Origin of the sequence: Helicobacter pylori, assembly GCA_008032955.1 — a bacterium.
Taxonomy (GTDB): domain Bacteria; phylum Campylobacterota; class Campylobacteria; order Campylobacterales; family Helicobacteraceae; genus Helicobacter; species Helicobacter pylori_DC.
On sequence record CP032046.1, the window covers coordinates 1,505,520 to 1,528,365 of the forward strand.

The 22,846-nt window shown below is 39.6% G+C and carries 18 protein-coding genes and 5 pseudogenes; 14 read left to right on the top strand and 9 right to left on the bottom strand.

The window, feature by feature from the left end; translation table 11 throughout:
- Nucleotide 1 precedes the first annotated feature (1 nt).
- Entirely contained in the window at nucleotides 2-1,702 is a 1,701-nt protein-coding gene (locus tag D2C72_07395; GenBank protein ID QEF44042.1) for a hypothetical protein, read from the bottom strand.
- A 109-nt stretch (nucleotides 1,703-1,811) separates the two neighbouring features.
- On the opposite strand from D2C72_07395, the gene D2C72_07400 reads away from it, so the two are divergent.
- The 14 genes and pseudogenes from D2C72_07400 (at nucleotide 1,812) to D2C72_07465 (ending at nucleotide 14,033) form a co-directional block, all read left to right on the top strand.
- Nucleotides 1,812-2,225 (top strand): universal stress protein, encoded by a 414-nt coding sequence (locus tag D2C72_07400; GenBank protein ID QEF44043.1) that lies wholly within the window; start codon nucleotides 1,812-1,814, stop codon nucleotides 2,223-2,225.
- Between the two features lie 23 nt (nucleotides 2,226-2,248).
- On the top strand, nucleotides 2,249-2,524 hold the full coding sequence (locus tag D2C72_07405) for an ATP-dependent Clp protease adaptor ClpS (GenBank protein ID QEF44206.1): 276 nt from the start codon (nucleotides 2,249-2,251) through the stop codon (nucleotides 2,522-2,524).
- Nucleotides 2,524-4,748 (top strand): annotated as a pseudogene (locus D2C72_07410) (ATP-dependent Clp protease ATP-binding subunit). The gene D2C72_07405 and the pseudogene D2C72_07410 overlap by 1 nt, the downstream one beginning before the upstream one ends.
- Nucleotides 4,738-5,091 carry an aspartate 1-decarboxylase gene (panD, locus tag D2C72_07415; protein ID QEF44044.1) on the top strand — a complete coding sequence of 118 codons (354 nt, stop codon included), beginning with the start codon at nucleotides 4,738-4,740 and terminating at the stop codon, nucleotides 5,089-5,091. Before D2C72_07410 ends, panD begins: the two are co-directional and overlap by 11 nt.
- Before the next feature lie 2 nt (nucleotides 5,092-5,093).
- Entirely contained in the window at nucleotides 5,094-5,396 is a 303-nt protein-coding gene (locus tag D2C72_07420; GenBank protein QEF44045.1) for a nucleoid-associated protein, YbaB/EbfC family, read from the top strand.
- Nucleotides 5,396-6,391 (top strand): PDZ domain-containing protein, encoded by a 996-nt coding sequence (locus D2C72_07425; GenBank protein ID QEF44046.1) that lies wholly within the window; start codon nucleotides 5,396-5,398, stop codon nucleotides 6,389-6,391. Before D2C72_07420 ends, D2C72_07425 begins: the two co-directional genes overlap by 1 nt.
- A gap of 7 nt (nucleotides 6,392-6,398) precedes the next feature.
- Entirely contained in the window at nucleotides 6,399-7,454 is a 1,056-nt protein-coding gene (locus D2C72_07430; protein ID QEF44047.1) for a P-type conjugative transfer protein TrbL, read from the top strand.
- A gap of 35 nt (nucleotides 7,455-7,489) precedes the next feature.
- The gene (locus D2C72_07435) at nucleotides 7,490-7,582 is read left to right on the top strand and encodes a comB7 lipoprotein (protein ID QEF44048.1); all 93 of its coding nucleotides are present in this window, start codon (nucleotides 7,490-7,492) and stop codon (nucleotides 7,580-7,582) included.
- On the top strand, nucleotides 7,579-8,322 hold the full coding sequence (locus tag D2C72_07440; GenBank protein QEF44049.1) for a virB8 family protein: 744 nt from the start codon (nucleotides 7,579-7,581) through the stop codon (nucleotides 8,320-8,322). Before D2C72_07435 ends, D2C72_07440 begins: the two co-directional genes overlap by 4 nt.
- Nucleotides 8,322-9,314 (top strand): conjugal transfer protein, encoded by a 993-nt coding sequence (locus D2C72_07445; GenBank protein ID QEF44050.1) that lies wholly within the window; start codon nucleotides 8,322-8,324, stop codon nucleotides 9,312-9,314. The genes D2C72_07440 and D2C72_07445 overlap by 1 nt, the downstream gene beginning before the upstream one ends.
- Nucleotides 9,307-10,442 (top strand): annotated as a pseudogene (locus D2C72_07450) (TrbI/VirB10 family protein). Before D2C72_07445 ends, D2C72_07450 begins: the two are co-directional and overlap by 8 nt.
- 69 nt (nucleotides 10,443-10,511) lie before the next feature.
- Complete coding sequence (locus D2C72_07455; protein ID QEF44051.1) at nucleotides 10,512-11,924, top strand: mannose-1-phosphate guanylyltransferase/mannose-6-phosphate isomerase; 1,413 nt, start codon at nucleotides 10,512-10,514, stop codon at nucleotides 11,922-11,924.
- Between the two features lie 40 nt (nucleotides 11,925-11,964).
- Nucleotides 11,965-13,110 (top strand): GDP-mannose 4,6-dehydratase, encoded by a 1,146-nt coding sequence (gene gmd / locus D2C72_07460; GenBank protein ID QEF44052.1) that lies wholly within the window; start codon nucleotides 11,965-11,967, stop codon nucleotides 13,108-13,110.
- Nucleotides 13,103-14,033: pseudogene (locus D2C72_07465) on the top strand (GDP-L-fucose synthase). Before gmd ends, D2C72_07465 begins: the two are co-directional and overlap by 8 nt.
- A gap of 55 nt (nucleotides 14,034-14,088) precedes the next feature.
- Here D2C72_07465 and D2C72_07470 read toward each other — a convergent pair.
- The 8 genes and pseudogenes from D2C72_07470 to putP all read right to left on the bottom strand — a co-directional run bounded on the left by D2C72_07470 (nucleotide 14,089) and on the right by putP (nucleotide 22,829).
- Nucleotides 14,089-14,221, bottom strand: a pseudogene (locus tag D2C72_07470) (anthranilate synthase component I).
- Nucleotides 14,222-14,419: 198 nt separating this feature from the next.
- The gene (locus D2C72_07475) at nucleotides 14,420-14,662 is read right to left on the bottom strand and encodes a hypothetical protein (GenBank protein ID QEF44053.1); all 243 of its coding nucleotides are present in this window, start codon (nucleotides 14,660-14,662) and stop codon (nucleotides 14,420-14,422) included.
- 351 nt (nucleotides 14,663-15,013) lie between these two features.
- On the bottom strand, nucleotides 15,014-16,012 hold the full coding sequence (hypE, locus tag D2C72_07480) for a hydrogenase expression/formation protein HypE (protein QEF44054.1): 999 nt from the start codon (nucleotides 16,010-16,012) through the stop codon (nucleotides 15,014-15,016).
- Between the two features lie 11 nt (nucleotides 16,013-16,023).
- Nucleotides 16,024-18,276 carry a carbamoyltransferase HypF gene (gene hypF / locus D2C72_07485; protein ID QEF44055.1) on the bottom strand — a complete coding sequence of 751 codons (2,253 nt, stop codon included), beginning with the start codon at nucleotides 18,274-18,276 and terminating at the stop codon, nucleotides 16,024-16,026.
- A complete protein-coding gene (locus D2C72_07490) occupies nucleotides 18,273-19,265 on the bottom strand; it encodes an agmatine deiminase (GenBank protein ID QEF44056.1) in 993 nt (330 codons plus the stop codon). The genes hypF and D2C72_07490 overlap by 4 nt, the downstream gene beginning before the upstream one ends.
- Before the next feature lie 58 nt (nucleotides 19,266-19,323).
- Nucleotides 19,324-20,016 (bottom strand): site-specific DNA-methyltransferase, encoded by a 693-nt coding sequence (locus tag D2C72_07495; GenBank protein ID QEF44057.1) that lies wholly within the window; start codon nucleotides 20,014-20,016, stop codon nucleotides 19,324-19,326.
- Nucleotides 19,994-21,298: a DNA cytosine methyltransferase gene (locus D2C72_07500; GenBank protein QEF44058.1), complete on the bottom strand. Its 1,305-nt coding sequence runs from the start codon at nucleotides 21,296-21,298 to the stop codon at nucleotides 19,994-19,996. Before D2C72_07500 ends, D2C72_07495 begins: the two co-directional genes overlap by 23 nt.
- A gap of 41 nt (nucleotides 21,299-21,339) precedes the next feature.
- A pseudogene (gene putP, locus D2C72_07505) lies at nucleotides 21,340-22,829 on the bottom strand (sodium/proline symporter PutP).
- Nucleotides 22,830-22,846 lie beyond the last annotated feature (17 nt).

Consider the following 22,846-nt stretch of genomic DNA (forward strand, 5'->3'; position numbering starts at 1 on the left):
TTTAACTTTTAAACTGATAAGCACCATCAAAGATTTGAGAAGTCAATACATTTTTGATTTGTGGTAACTTCACATTCTTTAGCGCTTCTCTTGGAACTTCAATCACCAACTCCTCAAACTCTTGGTTGCTTAAAGGGTTATCAATATCAAAAATGAAATTCAAGGTATTGTGGAGCGAGTTATAGGTAACCTTGTCAATTAACGCATAGAGTAGTCTAATTCCCTCTGCTTGCTCTATCGCTGTTACGATGCTTTTAGATAGTCTAGGGCTGATGCTATCAAGTTGTGTCGCTAAATCTGAGATAAAGCAATAACCTGCATCGGTGTCAATGGTGTTAGCAATCAATGTCCTACTCACTTTTTTGCCTTGTCTTAAAGCTTTAACAAGGTTATTGACTTTAATGTTATGGTTGTAGCTTTGTCTAAATCTTTTACTCATAGCACATTTTCGTTGTTCTCTTGTTTTAATTGCTTGTTGCTCCCAATTTTCTATCTCATCAACATTGAAAGTCTTGGGATACCCATACGCACGAAGCCTACTTTGTGTCCTTTTAATAAATCCTTTAATTTCATTTTCAAATGTGTCTGTAAGGTTGCCAATAGTGTAGGGCATATAAGTTGCTTTGATTTGTGTCTTAACAATGTCTTTAAAAGCTATACCATAATTGTCTTTTTCAGGGTTTTTATCAAAGAATGTATAGACTTTATTTTTTAGCCTTGTGAGAGAATTTGGTAATTTGCTAGGGACAGAGAATGTGATGTCGGTAAATTTAGCCTCTACCTTACCAAATCTTTTTGGTGTAGCATTCACCAATTCCACATAGTATCTGTCTTTGTTATTATAGACACTATTTTCACAATAACAAATCGCCGCTTGATTGAATTGTCTCGCCCATAATAACAAATGATTTCTTAAATAAAATGTGCTACTAGGTTCATTGACAAACACGAAAAAGCTAGTCTCTTTATCAGGGATAATGTCGTCTTTTAAGCTTTCTTTCCAATAACCGATTACTTGAATATAACCAATGAAATTTCGCTTACTATCCAATAGTCCTTTTAGCTGTCGTGTCCTTTCCATATTGTCTTTTTGAGTGTAGAGGTATCTTGCGACAAATTCTTTACTAGACATAAGGTCTTTCATTGTGGTTTCACTTTTAGGGTTTAAGAATTTGCTAATAAAAGACTTGCCTAATGCTGTGGATAGTTTGAGAGCGATAGTCCTATACTCTCTCAAAAAGGCGTCAGCAAGATAAGAAGCATCTATGGAGTTAGGGTCATCATTCCAATTTTTAGATACTTTGTCTAGTTGAGATGTCTTATAACCGCTCTTATAAGCTTCAACTAGTTTTTCTCGTTCCTCTTCAGTAAAGTCCTTTTCAAAGGCAGGTTTAAAAGGTCTAAACGCAGAGATAGTCCCAAAAGGTAGTCCGCTTTTGATTTTATTGACAATGCTATTGAGATTAGCGCTCTCAATCGTGGAAGCTTTAATAGTCTCTTGTTGGTTTTTAAGTCGTGAGAGTTCCCTGCCATAAGCGTCTAAAGTTTCGCTTAAAGATAAGTTGTCTTTCACTCTCACTTTAGGTTTATTTTGTCTAGCTAATTTCTTGTCCGCTAACGCTTTATCAATAGATGCAGTCAAAGTAGGAAGTCTTTTAGGTTCATCATCAACAAATTCTAAAAAGTCGTAATTCAATAACATTTTGTGTCCTTTTCTTTAAACGAGATTGTAGCGCTTTATCTTTGAGCTTTCAGCGGGTCATTAGGGTTTATTTGGTATAATATCAAAACTTCATTTAAGGTTGGTTCTTATGAATATTTTATTTGGGATTAGCGACACGCAAGAATGTTATAACGCTATTAAATTCGCTGTCAAATTAGCCCATTCGCTTAAAGAGGTCCGTTTCACCTTGTTGCATGTGAGCATGGAAGTGTTTATTTATAGCGAAAGCGGGATGATGGATTACGGCCAAACAGAAGCCTTAGAAGAAGAAAAAGCTAAGGCTTTGTTAAAGCAATTTGAAGACGCTTTCAAAAAAGAAAATATAGAGTGCGAGAGCGTTTTAAAAAGCGGTGATTTGATTGACGTGGTCTTGGATATGGCTAAGGATTATGATTTGTTATTGATCGGGGCGAGCGAATCCAATTTGTTGTATCGTTTGTTCATTTCACACCAAAATAGCTTGGTTGAACAATCCAGTATCCCTGTTGTGATCGCCAAGTAGCATGGATAAGCGGCATGAACGGCATGAAAATGTATAACATACCCACCCCCACCATGGCGCAAGTGATCATGGTTGATGACCCCATTACGACAGCGGAATTTGTCATCTCTGCTTTGAGGGATTTTTTTGACAAGTCTTTAGAAGAGGCCAAAGCCCTCACATCAAGCATCCATCGTGATGGCTGTGGGGTTTGTGGCGTCTATCCTTATGATATTGCCAGGCATAGGGCAGCATGGGTTAGGGATAAGGCCAGAGCGTTAGAATTCCCCTTAAAATTATTGGTAGAAGAGATAAAATAATGGCTAAATTCAATCAAGATCTCAATGAAGTTCTCAACCAAGCTTTAAATTTAGCCTTGGATCTTAACCACGCCCTTTGCACCACAGAGCATGTGCTACTAGTCATTTTAGAACATGAGAGCGGGGCAAAGATTATTGGCGCTTTAGAAAGAGATGACTATGATAAATTAAAACAAATCCTTAAAGACTATTTGTTGCAATATGTGCCTTTAAAGAGCGATCCAGCCAAAATGCCTGCTAGGAGTTTTGTGCTATTAAGAATGCTTAAAAGAATGTATGCGAGTTGTTTTGAGAGCGTGGGCGTGGAAGAATTGCTTATTTTAATGCTGGATCACCCCGATTGTTACGCTTCAAAACTCATGGATAGTTTTGGCATCGCTCATTTGTATTCTAATCCTGCTTTATTGGATTTGGATAACCATGGTATTCCTAATGACATTAATGATAATGAAGAAGCGCCCAAAAACACTCCCCTAAAAAATACACTAAAAATTTGAGCGCTTTAGCTCAAGAGAACGCTTTAGATCCAGTCATTGGCAGAGAAGAAGAGATTTTAAGAGTGATAGAAATTTTAGGGCGCAGAAAAAAGAATAACCCGCTTTTAATTGGCGAAGCGGGCGTTGGGAAAACCTCTATCGCTGAAGCTTTGGCTTTAAAAATCGCTCAAAAAGAAGTGCCGGAATTTTTGCAAGAATATGAGGTTTATTCTTTGGATTTGGCTTTAATGGTGGCTGGGGCAAAATACAGAGGGGATTTTGAAAAACGCTTGAAAAAAACGCTCAAAGAAATCCAACAAAACGGCCGCATCATTTTATTCATTGATGAAATCCACACCCTTTTAGGCGCAGGGAGTAGTAACGCTGGGAGCTTGGATGCGGCGAACATATTAAAACCGGTTTTAACGGATGGGAGCTTGAAATGTTTAGGAGCGACCACTTTTGAAGAATACCGCAGCGTGTTTGAAAAAGACAAGGCTTTTAACAGGCGTTTTTCAGTCATAAAAGTTGAAGAGCCTTCTAAAGAGGCGTGTTACTTGATTTTAAAAAAGATCGCTCCTCTTTATGAAGAGCACCACCAGGTGCGTTATGATGAGAGCGTGTTTAAGGCATGCGTGGATTTAACGAGTGATCACATGCATGATAAATTCTTGCCGGATAAAGCGATTGAATTATTAGATGAGGTGGGATCGAGGAAAAAAATCAACCCTAAAAAGGGCAAAAAAATCAGCGTTGATGACGTGAAAGAAACGCTCGCTCTCAAGCTTAAAATCCCCAAAATGCGTTTGAGCAGCGATAAAAAAGCCCTTTTAAGGAATTTAGAAAAATCGCTTAAAAATAAGATTTTTGCCCAAACCGAAGCGATCAGTCTTGTCAGCAATGCGATTAAAATCCAGCATTGCGGGCTTTCTGCAAAAAATAAGCCTGTGGGGAGCTTTTTATTCGTGGGGCCTAGTGGGGTGGGGAAAACAGAATTGGCTAAAGAATTGGCCTTGAATTTGAATTTGCATTTTGAACGCTTTGACATGAGCGAATACAAAGAAGCCCATAGCGTGGCAAAGCTCATCGGGAGTCCTAGCGGTTATGTGGGGTTTGAGCAAGGGGGGTTGTTGGTGAATGCGATTAAAAAGCACCCGCATTGTTTGTTGCTTTTAGATGAGATAGAAAAGGCCCACTCTAATGTGTATGATTTGTTGTTGCAAGTGATGGATAACGCCACTTTGAGCGATAATTTAGGCAATCAGGCGAGTTTTAAGCATGTGATTTTGATTATGACTTCAAATGTGGGGAGTAAGGATAAGGATACGCTAGGGTTTTTTAGCACTAAAAACACCAAGTATGATAGAGCCGTTAAAGAGCTTTTAACCCCTGAATTACGATCCAGGATTGATGCGATCGTGCCGTTTAACGTGCTCAGTTTGGAGGATTTTGAACGCATTGTTTCTGTGGAATTAGACAAATTAAAAGCCCTAGCGCTAGAGCAAGACATAGCCTTAAAATTCCATAAAGAAGTTTTGAAATGCATCGCGCAAAAAAGCTACCAAACGACTTTAGGAGCGAGAGAAATTAAAAAAATCATTCACAATGAGATCAAAACCCCATTAAGCGATCTACTGCTCTTGCAATCGCTTAAAAAACCTTGTAAGATCGCTTGCTTGCTAGAAAAAAACCAATTGGTTTTAAAAGAAATCAAGCGTGTGCAAAAGGTGAAAGAAAATGACTTTTGAAATGCTTTATAGTAAAATCCATAGGGCTACTATCACAGACGCTAACCTCAATTATATAGGCTCGATCACCATAGATGAGGATTTAGCCAAGCTCGCCAGGCTTAGAGAGGGCATGAAAGTAGAAATCGTGGATGTCAATAACGGCGAACGCTTCAGCACCTATGTGATTTTAGGGAAAAAAAAGGGCGAAATTTGCGTCAATGGCGCAGCGGCCAGAAAAGTGGCCATAGGCGATGTGGTGATCATTTTAGCTTATGCGAACATGAATGAAGATGAAATCAATGCGCACAAGCCATGCATTGTATTAGTCAATGAAAAGAATGAAATTTTAGAAAAGGGTTAGAGATGGATTTTAGTCAATTGGGCGGGTTAAGCGGGTTGTTAGACGGCATGAAAAAAGAGTTTTCCCAACTAGAAGAAAAGAATAAAGACACGATCCACACTTCCAAAAGCGGTGGGGGAATGGTGAGCGTGAGTTTTAATGGGTTGGGGGAATTAGTGGATTTGCAAATTGATGACAGCCTGTTAGAAGATAAAGAGGCGATGCAAATCTATTTGATGAGCGCTTTGAATGATGGGTATAAAGCCGTAGAAGAAAACCGAAAGAATTTAGCCTTTAACATGCTAGGGAATTTTGCTAAATTGTGATGCTTCACAAAGCCTTTATCGTTCTATGGTTTTTTTTGAATGGCTTAGGGGCTTATGATTTCAAGCATTGTCAAGCGTTTTTTAAAAAAGCGAGCCTTCAAAATGGAGGCGTGGCTTTAAAGGAGTTGCCTAGAGGCGTGTATTTGTATTATTCTAAAACCTACCCTAAACACGCTAAAGTCATCAAATCCGATCCCTTTGTAGGGCTGTATTTGTTGCAAGGCGCGCCAAGCGAGTATGTTTATACATTAAGGGATTTAGACAAAGACGCCCTTATAAGACCCATGGCTAGTATAGGGACTAATCAAGCCACAGAAGCGCGATTATTGGTAGGGCAAAAAGGCTATGATCGCTACGCTCAAATTTCGCAAAAGACTCAAAAAAATGGCGTTATCAGCAATATTTGCTATCAAATGTTAGGGCTAGGAATAGGGGGGAATGGCTTTATAGAAACGAAATTTATCAAGCGCTTTTTAAACCAAAAAGAGCCTTATTATGGGGATATTGGGGTGCGTTTAGAAGAACATCATAAGCGTTTAGTGGTAGTGCAATTTGATCCCTTTTTCCCTAAAAACCCTTTTTTAAAAAACGATGAAATCCTAGCAATCAATGATTACAAGATCCATTCGTTAGCGGAGTTTGAATGGGTGGTGAGCAATCTTAAATACCAAAGCCTTGTAAAAGTGAGAATCAAACGAAACCACAAAATCAAAGAAGTAACGCTCAAAGTCAATAAGCGTTATGGGGGGTTTTTACTCAAAGACACTTTTTTAGAGCGCTATGGCATCGCTTTAGATGAGCGTTTCATTATCACTAAAATAGGCAGTCATTTGCCCAAAGGCTTGGATTTTTTAAAGCTTGGGGATAGGATTTTATGGGTGAATCGTAAAAATGTAGCGTCCAACCCGAAAGCTTTAAGAGAAGCGTTAAGTGCGCCTAAAATTGAATTATTAGTCTGGCGTAAAGGCTTTGAATTTTACATTAAAGTCCGTTGAAACATTGATGAAAAATGACGCTTATGAGATTATCCTTTCTTGGTTTATCACGCCTCTCACGGCGATTTTAGGGCGTTTCGCTGAATTTTTCCTCTACACTTTGCATGCACAATTGGTGTTTAATAGCGTGGTCGCTTTGGCGTTCATGCTCTTTGCTTATAGGAGTTTGAAAGAACAGAATTTTTTCAGCGCTAGCGCGCTAACAGAAGCGTTATTGTTTGTGGGGTTTTTTGCACTGTTTAATTACGCTTTAAAAAACCCTTCGCGCTTTTATGAATTGTTTCAAAACGCTATTTTTATTGCACCTAACATGATCACACAAAGCCTTTCTCAAAGCTTGAGTAACTTTTCTAACCATGCGCTTTCTTTAGATTTTATCTTTAATCATGGTTTTTATGCCCTTAGTTTTATCAGCGATTTGAGCCATAATGAAATGTCTGTGTGGCTTTTTTTAAGCATCTTGCAAGCGCTTTTTTTAAGCGTTCTGTTTGCGATTATCATTTTAGTGTATTTGGAAGTGCATGTGTGGTGTTCTTTAGGGGCGCTGTTTTTAGCGTTTGGGTTTTTCAAAACCTGGAGGAGCGTTGTGGTTATATGCCTAAAAAAGTGCTTCGCTCTTGGGTTTTACAAGCCTTTTTTGTTGTTGGTGGGGTTTTTGAACGTGTCGGTTACTAAGGCTTTAATAGACGCTCATATGCAAGAAAAACAAGACTTAAGCCTTTTATTGATGGTAGCGTTATTTTTGTGTTGCGTTTTTATCATAGGCGTGCCTTTTTTCATCAACGCTTTGTTTAGGGTGCAAAACAGCCTTAAAGAAACTTACAAACTCGCCACCAATTTGAGTGCCAACCTCAGCCAAAACGCCCTTAATTCCTTACAATACATCACGACCTCGCTCGCTCCCTCTAGCGTTTCTACTTCTACAAGCGGTAGCGTTTCTAAAGAAAAAGAAACGCATTCCCCCACATTTAAGGTAGAAACCACTCAATTAGATGTAAAAATCCCAAATTTCAAGCAAAAAAAGGTTAAAAAGGATACAATAAATACAAAAAATGAAATTTAAATAAATAGGAATTTAATGAGAATTTTTTTGTTATCATGGGACTTGTGTTTTTTGGTTGCACCAGTAAGGTGCATGAGATGAAAAAAAGCCCTTGCACATTGTATGAAAACAGGTTAAATCTCGCATGAGAGAAAAGCCTTTCAATAGCGAGCAATTGATCTATTTAGAAGAGCTTTTAAGCCACCAAGAAAAGCATTTAGAAAACAAGCTTTCTGGTTTTTCGGTAAGTGATTTGGACATGCAAAGCGTGTTCAGATTGGAGAGAAACCGCTTGAAAATCGCTTACAAGCTCTTAGGCTTGATGAGTTTTATCGCTCTTATTTTAGCGATCGTGTTAATCAGTCTTCTACCCTTACAAAAAACCGAACACCATTTCGTGGATTTTTTAAACCAGGACAAGCATTACGCCATTATCCAAAGAGCGGATAAAAGCATTTCTAGTAATGAAGCGTTGGCTCGTTCGCTCATTGGGGCGTATGTGTTAAACCGAGAGAGCATTAACCGCATTGACGATAAATCGCGCTATGAACTGGTGCGCTTGCAAAGCAGTTCTAAGGTGTGGCAACGCTTTGAAGATTTGATTAAAACCCAAAACAGCATCTATGCACAAAGCCATTTAGAAAGAGAAGTCCATATCGTCAATATTGCGATCTATCAGCAAGACAATAACCCCATTGCGAGCGTTTCCATTGCGGCTAAACTAACGAATGAAAACAAGCTCGTGTATGAAAAGCGTTATAAGATCGTATTGAGTTATCTGTTTGACACCCCGGATTTTGATTACGCTTCCATGCCTAAAAACCCTACCGGCTTTAAAATCACTCGCTACAGCATCACTGAAATCGCGCCGACTAACAGGGGCGATTGATGCGTAAGGTTTTATATGCCCTCATGGGCTTTTTGTTGGCTTTTAGCGCTTTAAAAGCCGATGATTTTTTAGAAGAAGCGAACGAAACAGCCCCGGTGCATTTAAACCACCCCATGCAGGATTTAAACGCCATTCAAGGGAGCTTTTTTGATAAAAACCGCTCAAAAATGTCCAACACTTTGAACATTGATTACTTTCAAGGGCAAACCTATAAAATCCGCTTGCGTTATGCGATGGCGACCTTATTGTTTTTTTCAAAACCCATTAGCGATTTTGTTTTAGGGGATAAGGTGGGCTTTGACGCAAAAATCTTAGAAAGTAACGATCGCATTTTGCTCATCAAACCCCTACAAATTGGCGTGGATTCTAATATCAGCGTGATTGATAATGAGGGTAAGATTTTTTCTTTCTATGTGTTTTCTACCACTTTCACTAGCTCCAAACACCCTAATTTACAGGTTTTCATAGAAGATAAAAATTATTATTCTAACGCTTTTTTGAAGCCCCAAAAAGAAAATAAAGAAAATGCCCTTGAAAACGCCCCCACAAACGACAACAAGCCCTTAAAAGAAGAACCCTTAAAAGAAGAAAAAGAAGAAACTAAAGAAAAAGAAGAAGAGACTATAATTATTGGCGATAACACCAACGCGATGAAAATTATTAAAAAAGACATTCAAAAAGGCTATAAGGCTTTAAAAAGCTCTCAAAGGAAATGGTATTGTTTGTGGGCTTGTTCTAAAAAATCCAAACTCTCCTTAATGCCTGAAGAAATTTTTAACGACAAGCAATTCACTTATTTCAAATTTGACAAAAGATTAGCGCTCTCTAAATTCCCGGTGATTTATAAGGTCGTTGATGGCTATGATAACCCGGTGAATACAAGGATTGTGGGCGATTACATTATCGCTGAAGACGTTTCGGCTAAATGGACTTTAAGGTTGGGTAAGGACTATCTGTGCATCCGTTTTGTCAAAAGGAGCAAAGGTGAATAAGTGGATTAAAGGGGCGGTTGTTTTTGTAGGGGGTTTTGCAACGATTATAACCTTTTCTTTAATCTACCACCAAAAGCCAAAAGCCCCCCTAAATAACCAACCCAATCTTTTGAATGACGATGAGGTGAAATACCCCTTACAAGACTACACCTTCACTCAAAACCCACAGCCAACTAACACAGAAAGCTCTAAAGATGCTACCATTAAAGCCTTACAAGAACAGCTCAAAGCCGCTTTAAAAGCCCTAAACTCCAAAGAAATGAACCATTCCAAAGAAGAAACTTTTACTAGCCCGCCCATGGATCCAAAAACAAACACAACCCCCCTAAAAAAGATTTTTCTCTAAAGCAATTAGATTTACTGGCCGCTCGCATCACCCCTTTCAAACAAAGCCCTAAAAATTACGAAGAAAACCTGATTTTCCCCATGGATAACCCTAATGGCATTGATGGTTTCACTAACCTTAAAGAAAAAGACATCGCCACTAATGAAAACAAGCTTTTACGCACCATTACAGCTGACAAAATGATACCCGCTTTTTTGATCACACCTATTTCTAGCCAGATCGCCGGTAAAGTCATCGCGCAAGTGGAAAGCGATATTTTCGCTCACATGGGCAAAGCCGTCTTAATCCCCAAAGGCTCTAAAGTCATAGGCTATTACAGCAACAATAACAAAATGGGCGAATACCGCCTGGATATTGTATGGAGTCGAATCATCACTCCCCATGGCATCAATATCATGCTCACTAACGCTAAAGGGGCGGACATTAAAGGCTATAACGGCTTAGTGGGGGAATTGATTGAAAGGAATTTCCAACGCTATGGCGTGCCGTTACTGCTTTCTACGCTCACTAACGGCTTATTGATTGGGATCACTTCGGCTTTAAACAACAGAGGCAATAAAGAAGAGGTGACTAATTTCTTTGGGGATTATCTTTTATTGCAATTGATGAGGCAAAGCGGCATGGGGATCAATCAAGTGGTCAATCAAATTTTAAGAGACAAAAGCAAGATCGCCCCCATTGTGGTGATTAGAGAGGGGAGTAGGGTCTTCATTTCGCCCAATACTGATATATTCTTCCCTATACCCAGAGAGAATGAAGTCATCGCTGAGTTTTTGAAGTGACTCAAAAATGCCAGTTTAAAAACGCTATAATAACCCTAAAAAACAAAAGAGAGCCTAGCAAGAAAGCCCATGAAAATTAAAAATGTCTTATTGAGTGGGGGGAGCGGCAAACGCTTATGGCCTTTAAGCCGTAGCCTATACCCTAAGCAATTTTTAAAGCTTTTTGATCATAAAAGCTTGTTTGAATTGAGTTTTAAAAGAAACGCTTCCTTAGTAGATGAAACGCTCGTCGTGTGCAATGAAAAGCATTATTTTTTAGCCCTAGAAGAAATAAAAAACGAAATCAAAAACAAGAGCGTGGTTTTTTTACTAGAAAGTTTGAGTAAAAACACCGCTAACGCCATTGCTTTGAGCGCTTTAATGAGCGATAAAGAAGATTTACTCATCGTTACACCAAGCGATCATCTGATTAAAGACTTTCAAGCGTATGAAAATGCGATAAAAAAAGCGATTGGTTTAGCCCAAAAAGGTTTTTTAGTCACTTTTGGGATTAGCATTGAAAAACCCAACACCGAGTTTGGGTATATTGAAAGCCCTAACGCTCTAGATGTCAAGCGATTCATTGAAAAGCCAAGCCTAGAAAAAGCGATAGAGTTTCAAAAAAGCGGAGGGTTTTATTTCAATAGCGGCATGTTTGTTTTCCAAGCGGGCGTTTTTTTAGACGAACTAAAAAAGCATGCCCCTACTATTTTAAAGGGGTGCGAAAGAGCGTTTGAATCGTTAGAAAACGCGTATTTTTTTGAACAAAAGATCGCTCGTTTGAGCGAAAAGAGCATGCAAGATTTAGAAGACGTGAGTATTGATATAGCCTTAATGCAGCAAAGCCACAAAATCAAAATGGTAGAATTGAACGCCAAATGGAGCGATTTAGGGAATTTTAACGCCCTTTTTGAAGAAGCGGCTAACGAGTCTAAAGAAAATGTCAGCTTGAATCAAACGCCTATTTTTGCCAAAGAGAGCGAGAATAATTTAGTGTTTTCTCATAAAGTGAGCGCTCTTTTAGGGGTTGAGGATTTAGCGATCATTGACACTAAAGACGCTCTTTTAGTCGCTCATAAAGACAAAGCTAAGGATTTAAAAGCCCTAGTGAGCGAGATAGAAATAAATAACCAGGAATTATTGCAAACGCACACTAAAGTGTATCGCCCTTGGGGGAGTTATGAAGTCTTGCATGAGAGCGGTTGTTACAAGGTTAAGATTTTAGAAGTCAAACCAAACGCAAGGCTTTCTTTGCAAAAGCATTTCCACAGGAGCGAACACTGGGTGGTGATTAGCGGGATGGCGAGCGTGGAGTTGGATCACCAATCGTTTGAATTGCAAGCTAATGAGTCCACTTATATCCCTAAAAACACCCTACACCGCCTAGCTAATTATGGCAAAATCCCTTTGATTATCATAGAGGTCCAAGTGGGCGAGTATGTCGGCGAAGACGATATTGTAAGGGTTGATGACGATTTTAACAGGCAGAATCAAAACGCCTAATGAAAAGATTTAATAAATAAAATTCAATAAAGGAAAAATAATGAAGGAAAAAATCGCTTTAATCACCGGGGTTACCGGGCAGGACGGGAGCTATCTGGCTGAATACTTGCTGAATTTGGGCTATGAAGTGCATGGGTTAAAAAGGCGCTCTTCTAGCATCAACACTTCTAGGATCGATCATCTGTATGAGGATTTGCACAGCGAACACAAAAGGCGTTTTTTCTTGCACTATGGGGATATGACCGATAGCTCCAACCTCATCCATTTGATCGCTACCACTAAGCCCACAGAGATTTATAATTTAGCCGCTCAAAGCCATGTGAAAGTCTCTTTTGAAACCCCAGAATACACCGCTAACGCTGATGGTATTGGCACGCTAAGGATTTTAGAGGCCATGCGGATTTTGGGCTTAGAAAATAAAACGCGCTTTTATCAAGCCAGCACGAGCGAATTGTATGGCGAAGTCTTAGAAACCCCGCAAAATGAAAACACCCCCTTTAACCCACGAAGCCCCTATGCGGTCGCTAAAATGTATGCCTTTTACATCACTAAAAATTACAGAGAGGCTTATAACTTGTTTGCGGTTAATGGCATCCTTTTTAACCATGAGAGCAGGGTAAGGGGCGAAACTTTTGTAACCCGTAAAATCACACGAGCCGCTAGCGCGATAGCGTATAACTTAACGGATTGCTTGTATTTAGGGAATTTAGACGCTAAAAGAGACTGGGGGCATGCCAAAGATTACGTGAAAATGATGCATTTAATGCTCCAAGCGCCCATCCCCAAAGATTATGTGATCGCCACAGGGAAGACCACGAGCGTGCGCGATTTTGTGAAAATGAGCTTTGAATTTATCGGCATTGATCTAGAATTTCAAAATACAGGGATTAAAGAAATCGGTTTGATTAAAAGCGTTGATGAAAAAAGAGCGAACGCTTTACAATTAAACTTAAGCCATTTAAAAACGGGCAAAGTCGTGGTGCGTATAGACGAGCGTTATTTCAGGCCTACTGAAGTGGATTTGCTCTTAGGCGATCCCACTAAGGCTGAAAAAGAGCTGGGCTGGGTTAGGGAATACGATTTAAAAGAGTTGGTTAAGGACATGTTAGAATACGATTTAAAAGAATGCCAGAAAAACCTTTACTTGCAAGATGGGGGCTATACTTTAAGGAATTTTTATGAATGAGATCATTTTAATCACCGGTGCTTATGGCATGGTGGGGCAGAACACGGCGTTGTATTTTAAAAAAATAAGCCTGATGTTACTTTACTCACCCCTAAAAAGAGCGAATTGTATTTATTGGATAAAGACAACGTTCAAGCTTATTTGAAAGAATACAAGCCTACAGGCATTATCCATTGCGCCGGGAGAGTGGGGGCATTGTGGCGAACATGAACGATCTTTCAACTTACATGGTTGAGAATTTACTCATGGGCTTATATCTTTTTTCTAGCGCTCTAGATTTGGGCGTGAAAAAAGCCATTAATCTGGCGAGCTCTTGCGCTTATCCTAAATACGCCCCTAACCCCTTAAAAGAGAGCGATTTATTGAACGGCTCTTTAGAACCAACGAACGAAGGATACGCTTTAGCCAAACTCTCTGTGATGAAGTATTGCGAATATGTGAGCGCTGAAAAAGGCGTTTTTTATAAAACTCTAGTGCCTTGCAACCTTTATGGCGAGTTTGACAAGTTTGAAGAAAAGATAGCGCACATGATACCAGGGCTTATTGCTAGGATGCACACCGCTAAATTAAAAAATGAAAAAAATTTTGCGATGTGGGGCGATGGCACGGCCAGGAGAGAGTATTTAAACGCTAAAGATTTAGCCAGATTCATCGCTCTCGCTTATGAGAATATCGCTTCAATCCCTAGCGTGATGAATGTCGGCTCTGGCGTGGATTACAGCATTGAAGAGTATTATGAAATGGTCGCTCAGGTTTTAGACTATAAGGGCGTGTTTGTTAAGGATTTATCCAAACCAGTGGGCATGCAGCAAAAGCTTATGGATATTTCCAAACAAAAGGCTTTAAAATGGGAATTAGAAATCCCTTTAGAGCAGGGCATCAAAGAAGCTTATGAGTATTATTTGAAGCTTTTAGAGGTTTGAAATAAAATCAAGGCTCTTATAGGGTTATAAAAACGCTCCGCCATTAAGCGTCAGGCTAGCGGTAGTTGCGATATTGTGATCGCTTTAGCTTCAAACAAACTTGAGCCATTAAAAAGGGGTTTGGTCGCTTTACTCTCAATCTCAAACGCTTTCAAAAAGCAAGGCGTGTTAACGCTTTAATTTTTCATAAAGAGCTAGGGAAAGTAAGGGGCTTTTATTGGGCTAATCATCAATATCTTTACGCTAAAAATAAACTTTTACAAGAGATAGTTTTGAATAGCATGAAAATCTGTCTATTATTCTATGTGAGCGGGCAATTCTCTCTATTGAACTGAATGTCCTAGATTTCTATGCTGTCTGTTTTAGAGATGATTATCAGTTGGTTTTTATCTTCTTCCAATTCCAAAATCCCAAGTCCCTTTATCAGTCTTTATACTAACTTCTTTTATATGCTGACAACGAAGTATATAAAATTGATAGCTATCGCCAAATCTTAGCGTTTTATTAATCTTGAAATAAGGAAATCCATCGTTATCACAATTCCCACGATTGATTTTTGCACTCATTATAGTGATACTACCAACATTTGAAATGATGCTTATCCAATAAGGATTGTATCCAAAAGTCATTCTAAGATCTATTGGTGGTTTTTTTGGCAGTTTTTCATCAAACGCTTCTCTTATCTTTTCCTTTATCTTTTCTTTTTTTATTGTCTCTTCCTCTTTTATCTTTTTTTTTAATTCCTTTCTCTTTTATTATCTTTACTATCTTTTTTTTGCGTAATCACTCTTACACCCAGAAAAAAACACAGCAAACCCAAAAATGACTGCTAATATCAAGCCCGCTTTTTTATAACCCACCACTAACACCCTCTTATTGTAAGTTTTCTCAAATGGATTGAGTATAGTAGACTTAGCTTAGGTGATCTCTAAAAAATTTTAGAGGGCAAAGGCGGTAGGGTTTTAAAAAGCACTCTAGCTTTAACAAATCCTAGGCAATAATTCGCCCTCTGGCATCTCTAAAATCCTTTCAAAACCCCATGCGTTCTTTAAAACCACGCTAGGATAGGGGTTTTCAAACACTTTGCCAATCACGCAAGCGTTTTTGGCTTTCTCGTTACTTTTTAAAATTTCTAAGGCTTTAGGGGCGTCTTTTTGATTGAGTGCTAAAACAAACACCCCCTCATTGGCTAGCGTGTAGGGTTCTAGCCCTAAAATCTCGCAAATCCCTTTAGTTTCTTCTTTTAAGGGGATTTTTTCTTCTTCTATAACGATTTTCACTCTAGAGCTGTTCGCCCATTCGTTCAGCACGCTCGCTAACCCGCCCCTAGTCGCATCTCTTAAAGCATGAATTTTGAGATCGCTTAAAAATAAGGGTTTTAATAAGGGATAGAGCAGTTGGCAATCGCTTTCTAGATTGGTTTTAAGCTTGATTTCATTACGCACCGCAAACAGGCTTGCCCCATGATTGGCGATAGTGTCGCTTAGGATAATGGCTTGTCCTGGTTGTAAATGGCACGAAGAAATCCCTGGCTTGATGATTTTACCAATGCAGGTTGTGTTGATAAAAAGCTTATCCACGCTCCCCTTTGGCACGACTTTAGTGTCTAGGGAGAGGAGTTTTAAGTTGGCTTTAAACAATTCTTTTTGTATGGATTGTAAAATTTGTTTTAAAAGAGGGATTTCTAAGCCTTCTTCTAAAATAAAACCCATATTCAAATACAAAGGTTCGCCCCCTTGCACGCTCACATCATTCGCGCTCCCGCAAACGCAAAGCTTGCCTATATCGCCTCCATTAAAAATTAAGGGTGTGATGACAAAACTATCCGTGCTTACGCAATATTCCCCACTAGCTTCAAATTTAGGAGCGTCTTCATCAAACGCAATAATCCATTCTTTTAAATAGGGCATAAAGATTTGCTCAATTAAAGCGTTTGTTTCTTTCCCTCCGTTCCCGCATGCTAGAGTTACGCTATCCATTTTTATCCTTTTTATCCTTTTTTGATGATTGTAGGGTTGAAATACGCCATTAAGGCTTGACCGACAGGGATACTGCTGTCATTAGGGGGGAAATGCTTGTGGAAAAAATACTCCCTTTGAAGCTTTTTGAATCGTTGGGCTAATTGTTCGCACAACAATTGGTTGCAAAACACGCCCCCACTGCACACCACCACATGCTCTTTAAAAGGCGCAATCAAAGCGGTAATGATTTCTACTAAGCTGTTAAAAAATTTCTTAGCGATGCGTTTGGGTTCTAAAACGCCCAAATCCTTTTCAAACGCTTGATAAAATGCTTTCAAACCCACCACGCTGTTTTTGATTTCAAAAGGGTAAAAAGTGATCTCATCGCTTTGTAAGGCTAGATTTTCTAAAACCTGCCCGCTCTCGGCTTCAAAACTGATCGTTCCCACTAAATCCAAACTAAACGCCACTATATCAAACAAACGCCCTATGGAATTGGTGGCGACGCTTTGAATTTTTTTGTCATGCATTTGTTTAAAAATTCCTAATTCGTCTTCTTTGAAATGCTTTTGAACGCGTTTTAAAAGCTTGTTGAGTTGGTGCTTTAAAGCGATTTCTAAAACTAGGCGTCTAGGCTCTTTGATCGCTTTTTGCCCCCCTAAAAGCCAAAATTCTTCAAACCTGGCGATTTCTTCAATGCGTTCCAAATCCCCCACAAAACACTCCGCCCCATAAACCTTATTTTCATAAGCCCCACTCCCGTCCCAAACAATACCTATAAAGGGGTGATTTAAATGCGGATCTTGTAATAATGCGTCTAAGATACTCGCTAAAAAGTGGGCATGGTGGTGCTGGACTTGCAATAAGGGCGTATTAAAATCAAAAGCCATTTTAGTGGTGGTGTAGTTTTGATGCTTGTCGCAAGCTAAGAGCGTGGGCTTGAAATCATAGGTTTTTAAGAAAAAATTCAAAGTTTCTTTAAAATGTTTTTCATTTTCTAAAACGCTCAAATCCCCACAAAAAGGCGAGAGTAAAAGAACAGAAGTCCCGCTATCTAATAAGCTAAAATGCCCTTTTTGCTCCGCTCCAAGCGCTAAAATCTTTTTTGGCGGATGGTTAGAGCGTTTGGGCAAAGTGAGGTAAAGGGGGGCAAACCCTCTAGCCAAACGCATGGGGCGAATGGCATTATCCACGCGCTGTGCGATACTATCATCAATCCTGTGGATGATAGCGCGATTGTGCGTGAGCTTAAAATCAAAAATAAAATGAAGCGAATTAATTTCTTTTTCATCGCTCGCTAAAGGGAGGGAGTTAAAATTCGCGCTCGTGAATACAATAGGGGAATCCAATAAATCCAGTAATAAAGCATGCAAAGGGGTATAGGGCAAAATGACGCCATAAAAGGGGGAGTTTTTAGCGATATTGGGGGCTAATTTTACATTAGGTTTTTTACGGGCTAAAAGAATGGGGGTGCTTACCGAATTTAAGCTTTCGCATTCTAATGCGTTCAAAAACGCATGCTGCTTGGCTGCGTTTAGATCTTTAAACATGAGCGCGAAAGGCTTTAGGGGGCGGTTTTTTAAAAGCCGTAACCTTTCTATGGTTTGAAAATTCCTCGCATCGCACAAGAGAGCAAAGCCCCCCAAACCTTTAAGAGCGATGATTTTACCCTTTTGAATGTCTTTAGCGCATTCTAAAAGAGCGTCATCATTCTTTAATTGTTTATAATTGGGTGCGATACCGCACTTTTTGCAGCTGATGCCTTGAATGTGGAATCGTTTGTTGGTGGCGTCTTTATAAACGGATGCGCAAAATCCGCAGAGCTTGAAAGGTTCTAGGGCGGAGTTTTCTCTGTCATAGGGTAGGGCGTTTAAAAGGCTGTATCTCGCTCCGCACTTCGCGCAAGAATTGAAAGCGTAATGAAAATAGGGGGAGTTTTTATCTCTAATCTCGCGCAAGCAATCCTCACACACGCCTAAATCTTTAGGGATTTGACTGAGCAAATTTAAGGGGTGGTTCTTGCTTTCTAAAATCCTAAAATCATTGAAATGAAGCGCCTTATCATAGGGGCTAATAATGATTTTTTCCACCAACGCTAAGGGGGGCAATCCTTTTTTTAGGGCGTTTAAAAAAGACTCTGTTTTGTGAGCGGGTAAGACGATTTCTAAAGCCGCTTGGGCGTTACGCGCAAAGCCTACAAGCCCTAATTTTTGAGCCAGGGTATAAACAAAAGGGCGCATGCCCACGCCCTGAACCACGCCAAAAAGCGTGATTTTATTCAATAAAGCTGCATCGTTACACAATGCAAACTCCCATGCTGTTTGATTAGAGTATTACAATCAACCCCTATCACTTCTAAGGGCGTGTGTTGTCTTAAGGTTTCTAAAATGAGCGCGTCTTTAGGGTCGTTGTAGGTGGGGACGATTAAAGCGTTATTGCACAATAAAAAATTCACATAAGTTGCCGGTAAGCGTTGTTGGTTTTCATCAAAAATGGCTTTAGGGATTTCTAGGGGGATGAGTTTATAAGGCGTGCCGTCTAGTTTTTTAAAGGTTTTTAATTCTTCTTGCATTTTTTTTAAGGCTGTGTAATGCTCATCGTTTTCATCCTCGCATGCGCTATAAACAATGGTGTCTTTATTTAAAAAACGAGCGAGCGTGTCGGTATGGCTATCGGTATCATCGCCCTTTAAATAGCCATAAGAATACCACAGCACTTGTTTAGCCCCTAATTCCTTTTTAAGCATGGTTTCTATTCCATTTTGATTCAAATGGGGGTTACGATTTTTTTCTAGCAGGCATTGGGTGTTGGTCAAAATGCTCCCGGCCCCATCGCTTTCTATGCTCCCGCCCTCTAAAATATAGGGCATCGTTTTTAAAGGGTGTTTTAAAAACCCTAAATGCTTGAGCTTGGAATTCACTAAATTGTCTAAATTGGACGGGTATTTTAACCCCCAGCCATTAAAACCAAAGTTCAAGCACTCTAAAACGCCATGATTTTCAATGCTGATCGCTCCAAAATCCCTAGCCCATGTGTCGTTGGTTTCAATTCTTGCGATCTCTACACCGGGTAAGTTTTTAAGCGTTTCATAACCGATAATATCGTTAGTATGGACGCACACTAACACTTTAGCGTGTTTGGCTATAGTTTGAATGATGTGTAAAAAGCTCTCTCTGGCCTCTTCAATACAATACGCCCAATCGCCAAACTCATGGGGGAACGCCATTAAAATCGCTTGGATTTTTTCAAACTCCGCTAACATTCTTTTCATTAAAAATATCCTTTTAAGCAACTATAACACAATCTCATTCAAATAGCGTTTTTAAAAGCTAGCTCAAACGCTTTTGGGCGGTTTGAAAATATTCTTTTTCTGATTCTATACCGATAAAATTTCGTTTTAAATTTTTACACGCTAAGCCGGTGGTGCCGCTCCCCATGAAAGGATCTAGCACGATGTCATTAGGGTTTGTGTGGATGGAAACGATTTTTTCCATTAAGGCTAGGCTTTTTTGCGTGGGGTGTTTCACTCTTTCAACCCCGCTCACCACAGGGCTTTTTAAGATCAAGGGCCGTAAATATTTTTCATTTTTAGGTTTGTTAAACACCCATTTGGCTTTCTTTTTAACCGCCCATAGGGCAAATTCCGTGTCTTGGACATAGCGCCGGTGGATGTTTCTTGGCATGGGATTATTTTTAACCCACTGGATGAAATCTTTGACCACAAAGCCGTTTTCTTCTAAAAAATCAGCGATATAGCTTATGAACCTGTAAGAGCAAAAAATCACCATGCAGCCGTTTGGATTGACTAAGGGGGCGTAGCGTGCGATCCATTCTAAAAGCTTGAAATTTTTATCCCATTCCCCAAAGTCTATGCCCTGTCTTTTAGCGCTCTTTAGGGTGGAAAAATTGTTTTTAACCGAAATGTTGTAAGGAGGGTCTGTGATGATCGCATCCACTTTTAAATTTTGCTGGTGAAAATCCTTGATGATTTCAAAGGCGTTAGCGTGATAAATTTGTATCATTTCTTGCGCTTTTTAAGATCGCTTTGCCTAAGGCTAGGGCTAGAAGAGGAGGCACAGCGTTACCGATTTGCTTGCAAACGCTCGTTTTATTGCCATAAAAGATATAATCATCGCTAAAACTCTGTATTCTGGCGGCTTCTCTGGGCGTGATAGAGCGGTGCAATTCAGGGTGAGAGTTGGTGCCATTGCTCGGGGTGTCAAAGCGTGTGTCTATGGTGGGGCTGATTTTGTTCCAATTCAAGCGCCCCCATGTGCTTTTGAATTGCTGTTTGCCATGCAAGTTCTTAGGCAAGCATTCTTTGCCTTGCTCTTTATTGATGAGCTTTAATTTCTCTAAAGCGGCTTGCGAGTGGTTGGTGGCTTGGTGGTTGTATAATTTAGGGCTATCTTTTCGCATTAAGGCTTGATAGCTTGATTGGACAGGGTTTAAATAATCGCTCTCAAACGCCCCTTCATTAGAACAAAGATAGGCTAAATCGCTTATCGCATCTTGGACATTCTCAAACGCGCTTTGTCCTTCTTTTAAATCTTTAATCCATTCTTGCATATGCTTTGGATAAGTTCTAAAACTATGATAAAAATCCGCACTATCATACTCGCCCCAACTAAGTGGTTTTAACGAGCCTATCACTTCTTTTAAAGTTTTTTCTTCTTTAAAATCAGGAAAAAATTCTAACGCGCTTATAAAATCTTTAAACTCTTTACAAACCCCTATCACTAAAGTTCTTGTTCGGCTTGAATTAGCCCCAAAATTTTTAAAATTAATTACCTCATTATAGAGCATATAATCACCACTCAAATTTTGCTCTATCATAGTTCCTATTTCTAATAAATTATCATTTTTGTCTATACAACCTGTTTTATAAAAACTAGGGACATTTTCTAAAATAAAAAATCGGGGCTTGATTTGTTTGATCAAATCAACGCTCTCAATCACCAAAGAATTCCGTTTGATTTCATCGTTTTTCTTTTTATGATTGGCCACACTCATGCCTTGACAAGGTGGGGTTGCTACCACTAAATCAACCCTATCATTACCAAAATTTTTAGAATAAAATCCAATTCGTTTTAAAATTTTTTCTTTTATCTCTAGCTCTTTAATGTCCCCACAAATATACCCTTCATCAAATTGGCATTTATTGTTGATTCTTTGGATATTCAATCGTTTTTCTAAAATTTCATTGGTAGCAACGCATTCAAACCCTTCTTCTAAAAGCCCATAGCACCCCACTCCTGCCCCAGAAAATAAAGAAACATAGGTTAAGGTTTGATTAAAGAGCATAAGGGGGATTTAAAGATTGGATCAAACTCATTTGAAGCACCTCAACGCCTCAAGCTCTCAATCTCTTTAAGCATGGTTTCAAAAGCCTCTTTAGTGCCTGCTCGCACGCTAGAAAACAAACTAAACGCAACAATGGCTATGCTCGCCACAATAAAGCCCGGAACGATTTCATAAATATCCAAAAAGCTTTTGCCAAATTTATCGTATAAAATCACCGTGCTAGCTCCAGAGAGCATGCCAGCAATCGCGCCAATGCGCGTCATTCTTGACCAAAAAAGCGAAAACAAAATCACGGAGCCAAAACTCGCGCCAAAGCCAGCCCATGCGTAACTCACGATGCTGAGGATGCTAGCGTTTTTATCCGTTGAAATGAAAAAAGCGATGCAAGCCACCCCTAAAACCGAAAGCCTAGAAATGGCCATCACTAATTTTTGGGGGGCGTTTTTATTGAAAATCGTCGCATAGAAATCTTCAGCAATGGTAGAAGAGCTTACAAGCAGTTGCGAACTGGCCGTGCTCATCACTGCCGCTAAAATCGCGCTCAATAAAATGCCTGTGATCCAAGGGTTAAAGAGCAATTGACTCATCACAATGAAAATCTTTTCAGGGTCTTCTAAACTCAAATCAAATTTATGCACATACGCAACGCCTAAAAGCCCCATAGCGCATGCCCCGATCAAAGAAATGACCATCCAAGAAATCCCAATAGCGGTCGCTTTAGGCACATCTTTAATGGAGCGGATAGACATGAAGCGCACTAAAATATGGGGTTGCCCAAAATAGCCCAACCCCCAAGCGAGGCTTGAAATAATGGCGACTACGCTAGAGCCTTGCAAGAAAGAAAGGTTTTCAGGCTTGATTTCTCTAATGATTTTAATCCCCTCTCCAATCCCGCCAAGATGGATTATCATAACGATCGGCACCACGATTAAAGCGCTCATCATCAAAAGCCCTTGAATCAAATCCGTCCAGCACACCGCCTTATACCCCCCTAAAAAGGTGTAAGAAACAATAATCAGCGTGCCAATGCTTAAAGCGTAGTTGTATTGAATGCCAAAGGTCGCTTCAAAGAGTTTGGCCCCACTCACTAGCCCTGAAGAAATATAAAAAATAAAAAAGATTAAAATCACAAAAGCTGAAATCAAGCGCAAGATGTGTTTGTCATCGCTAAAGCGCGTTTCAAAATAATCTGAAATGGTAATAGAATTAGCGATCACGCTCGTATAAATGCGTAAGCGTTTGGCCACAAAAACCCAGTTAATCAATGCTCCTAAACTCAGCCCTATGGCGATGTGTGAATTGATAAGCCCCCCACATATAAAGCTCCAGGTAATCCCATTAAAAGCCACCCGCTCATGTCACTCGCCCCCGCGCTCAAAGCGCTAATCACAGGCCCCATAGAACGATCGCCTAAGAAATAATCCTCAGTCGTTTCGTTTTGTTTGTAAAAATAAAAACCAATATAGAGCATTAACAGCGAATAAACGACAAACATCGTAACAATAGGGGTGCTTAAAACAACATGTCCCATTTTGATCTCCTTATTTA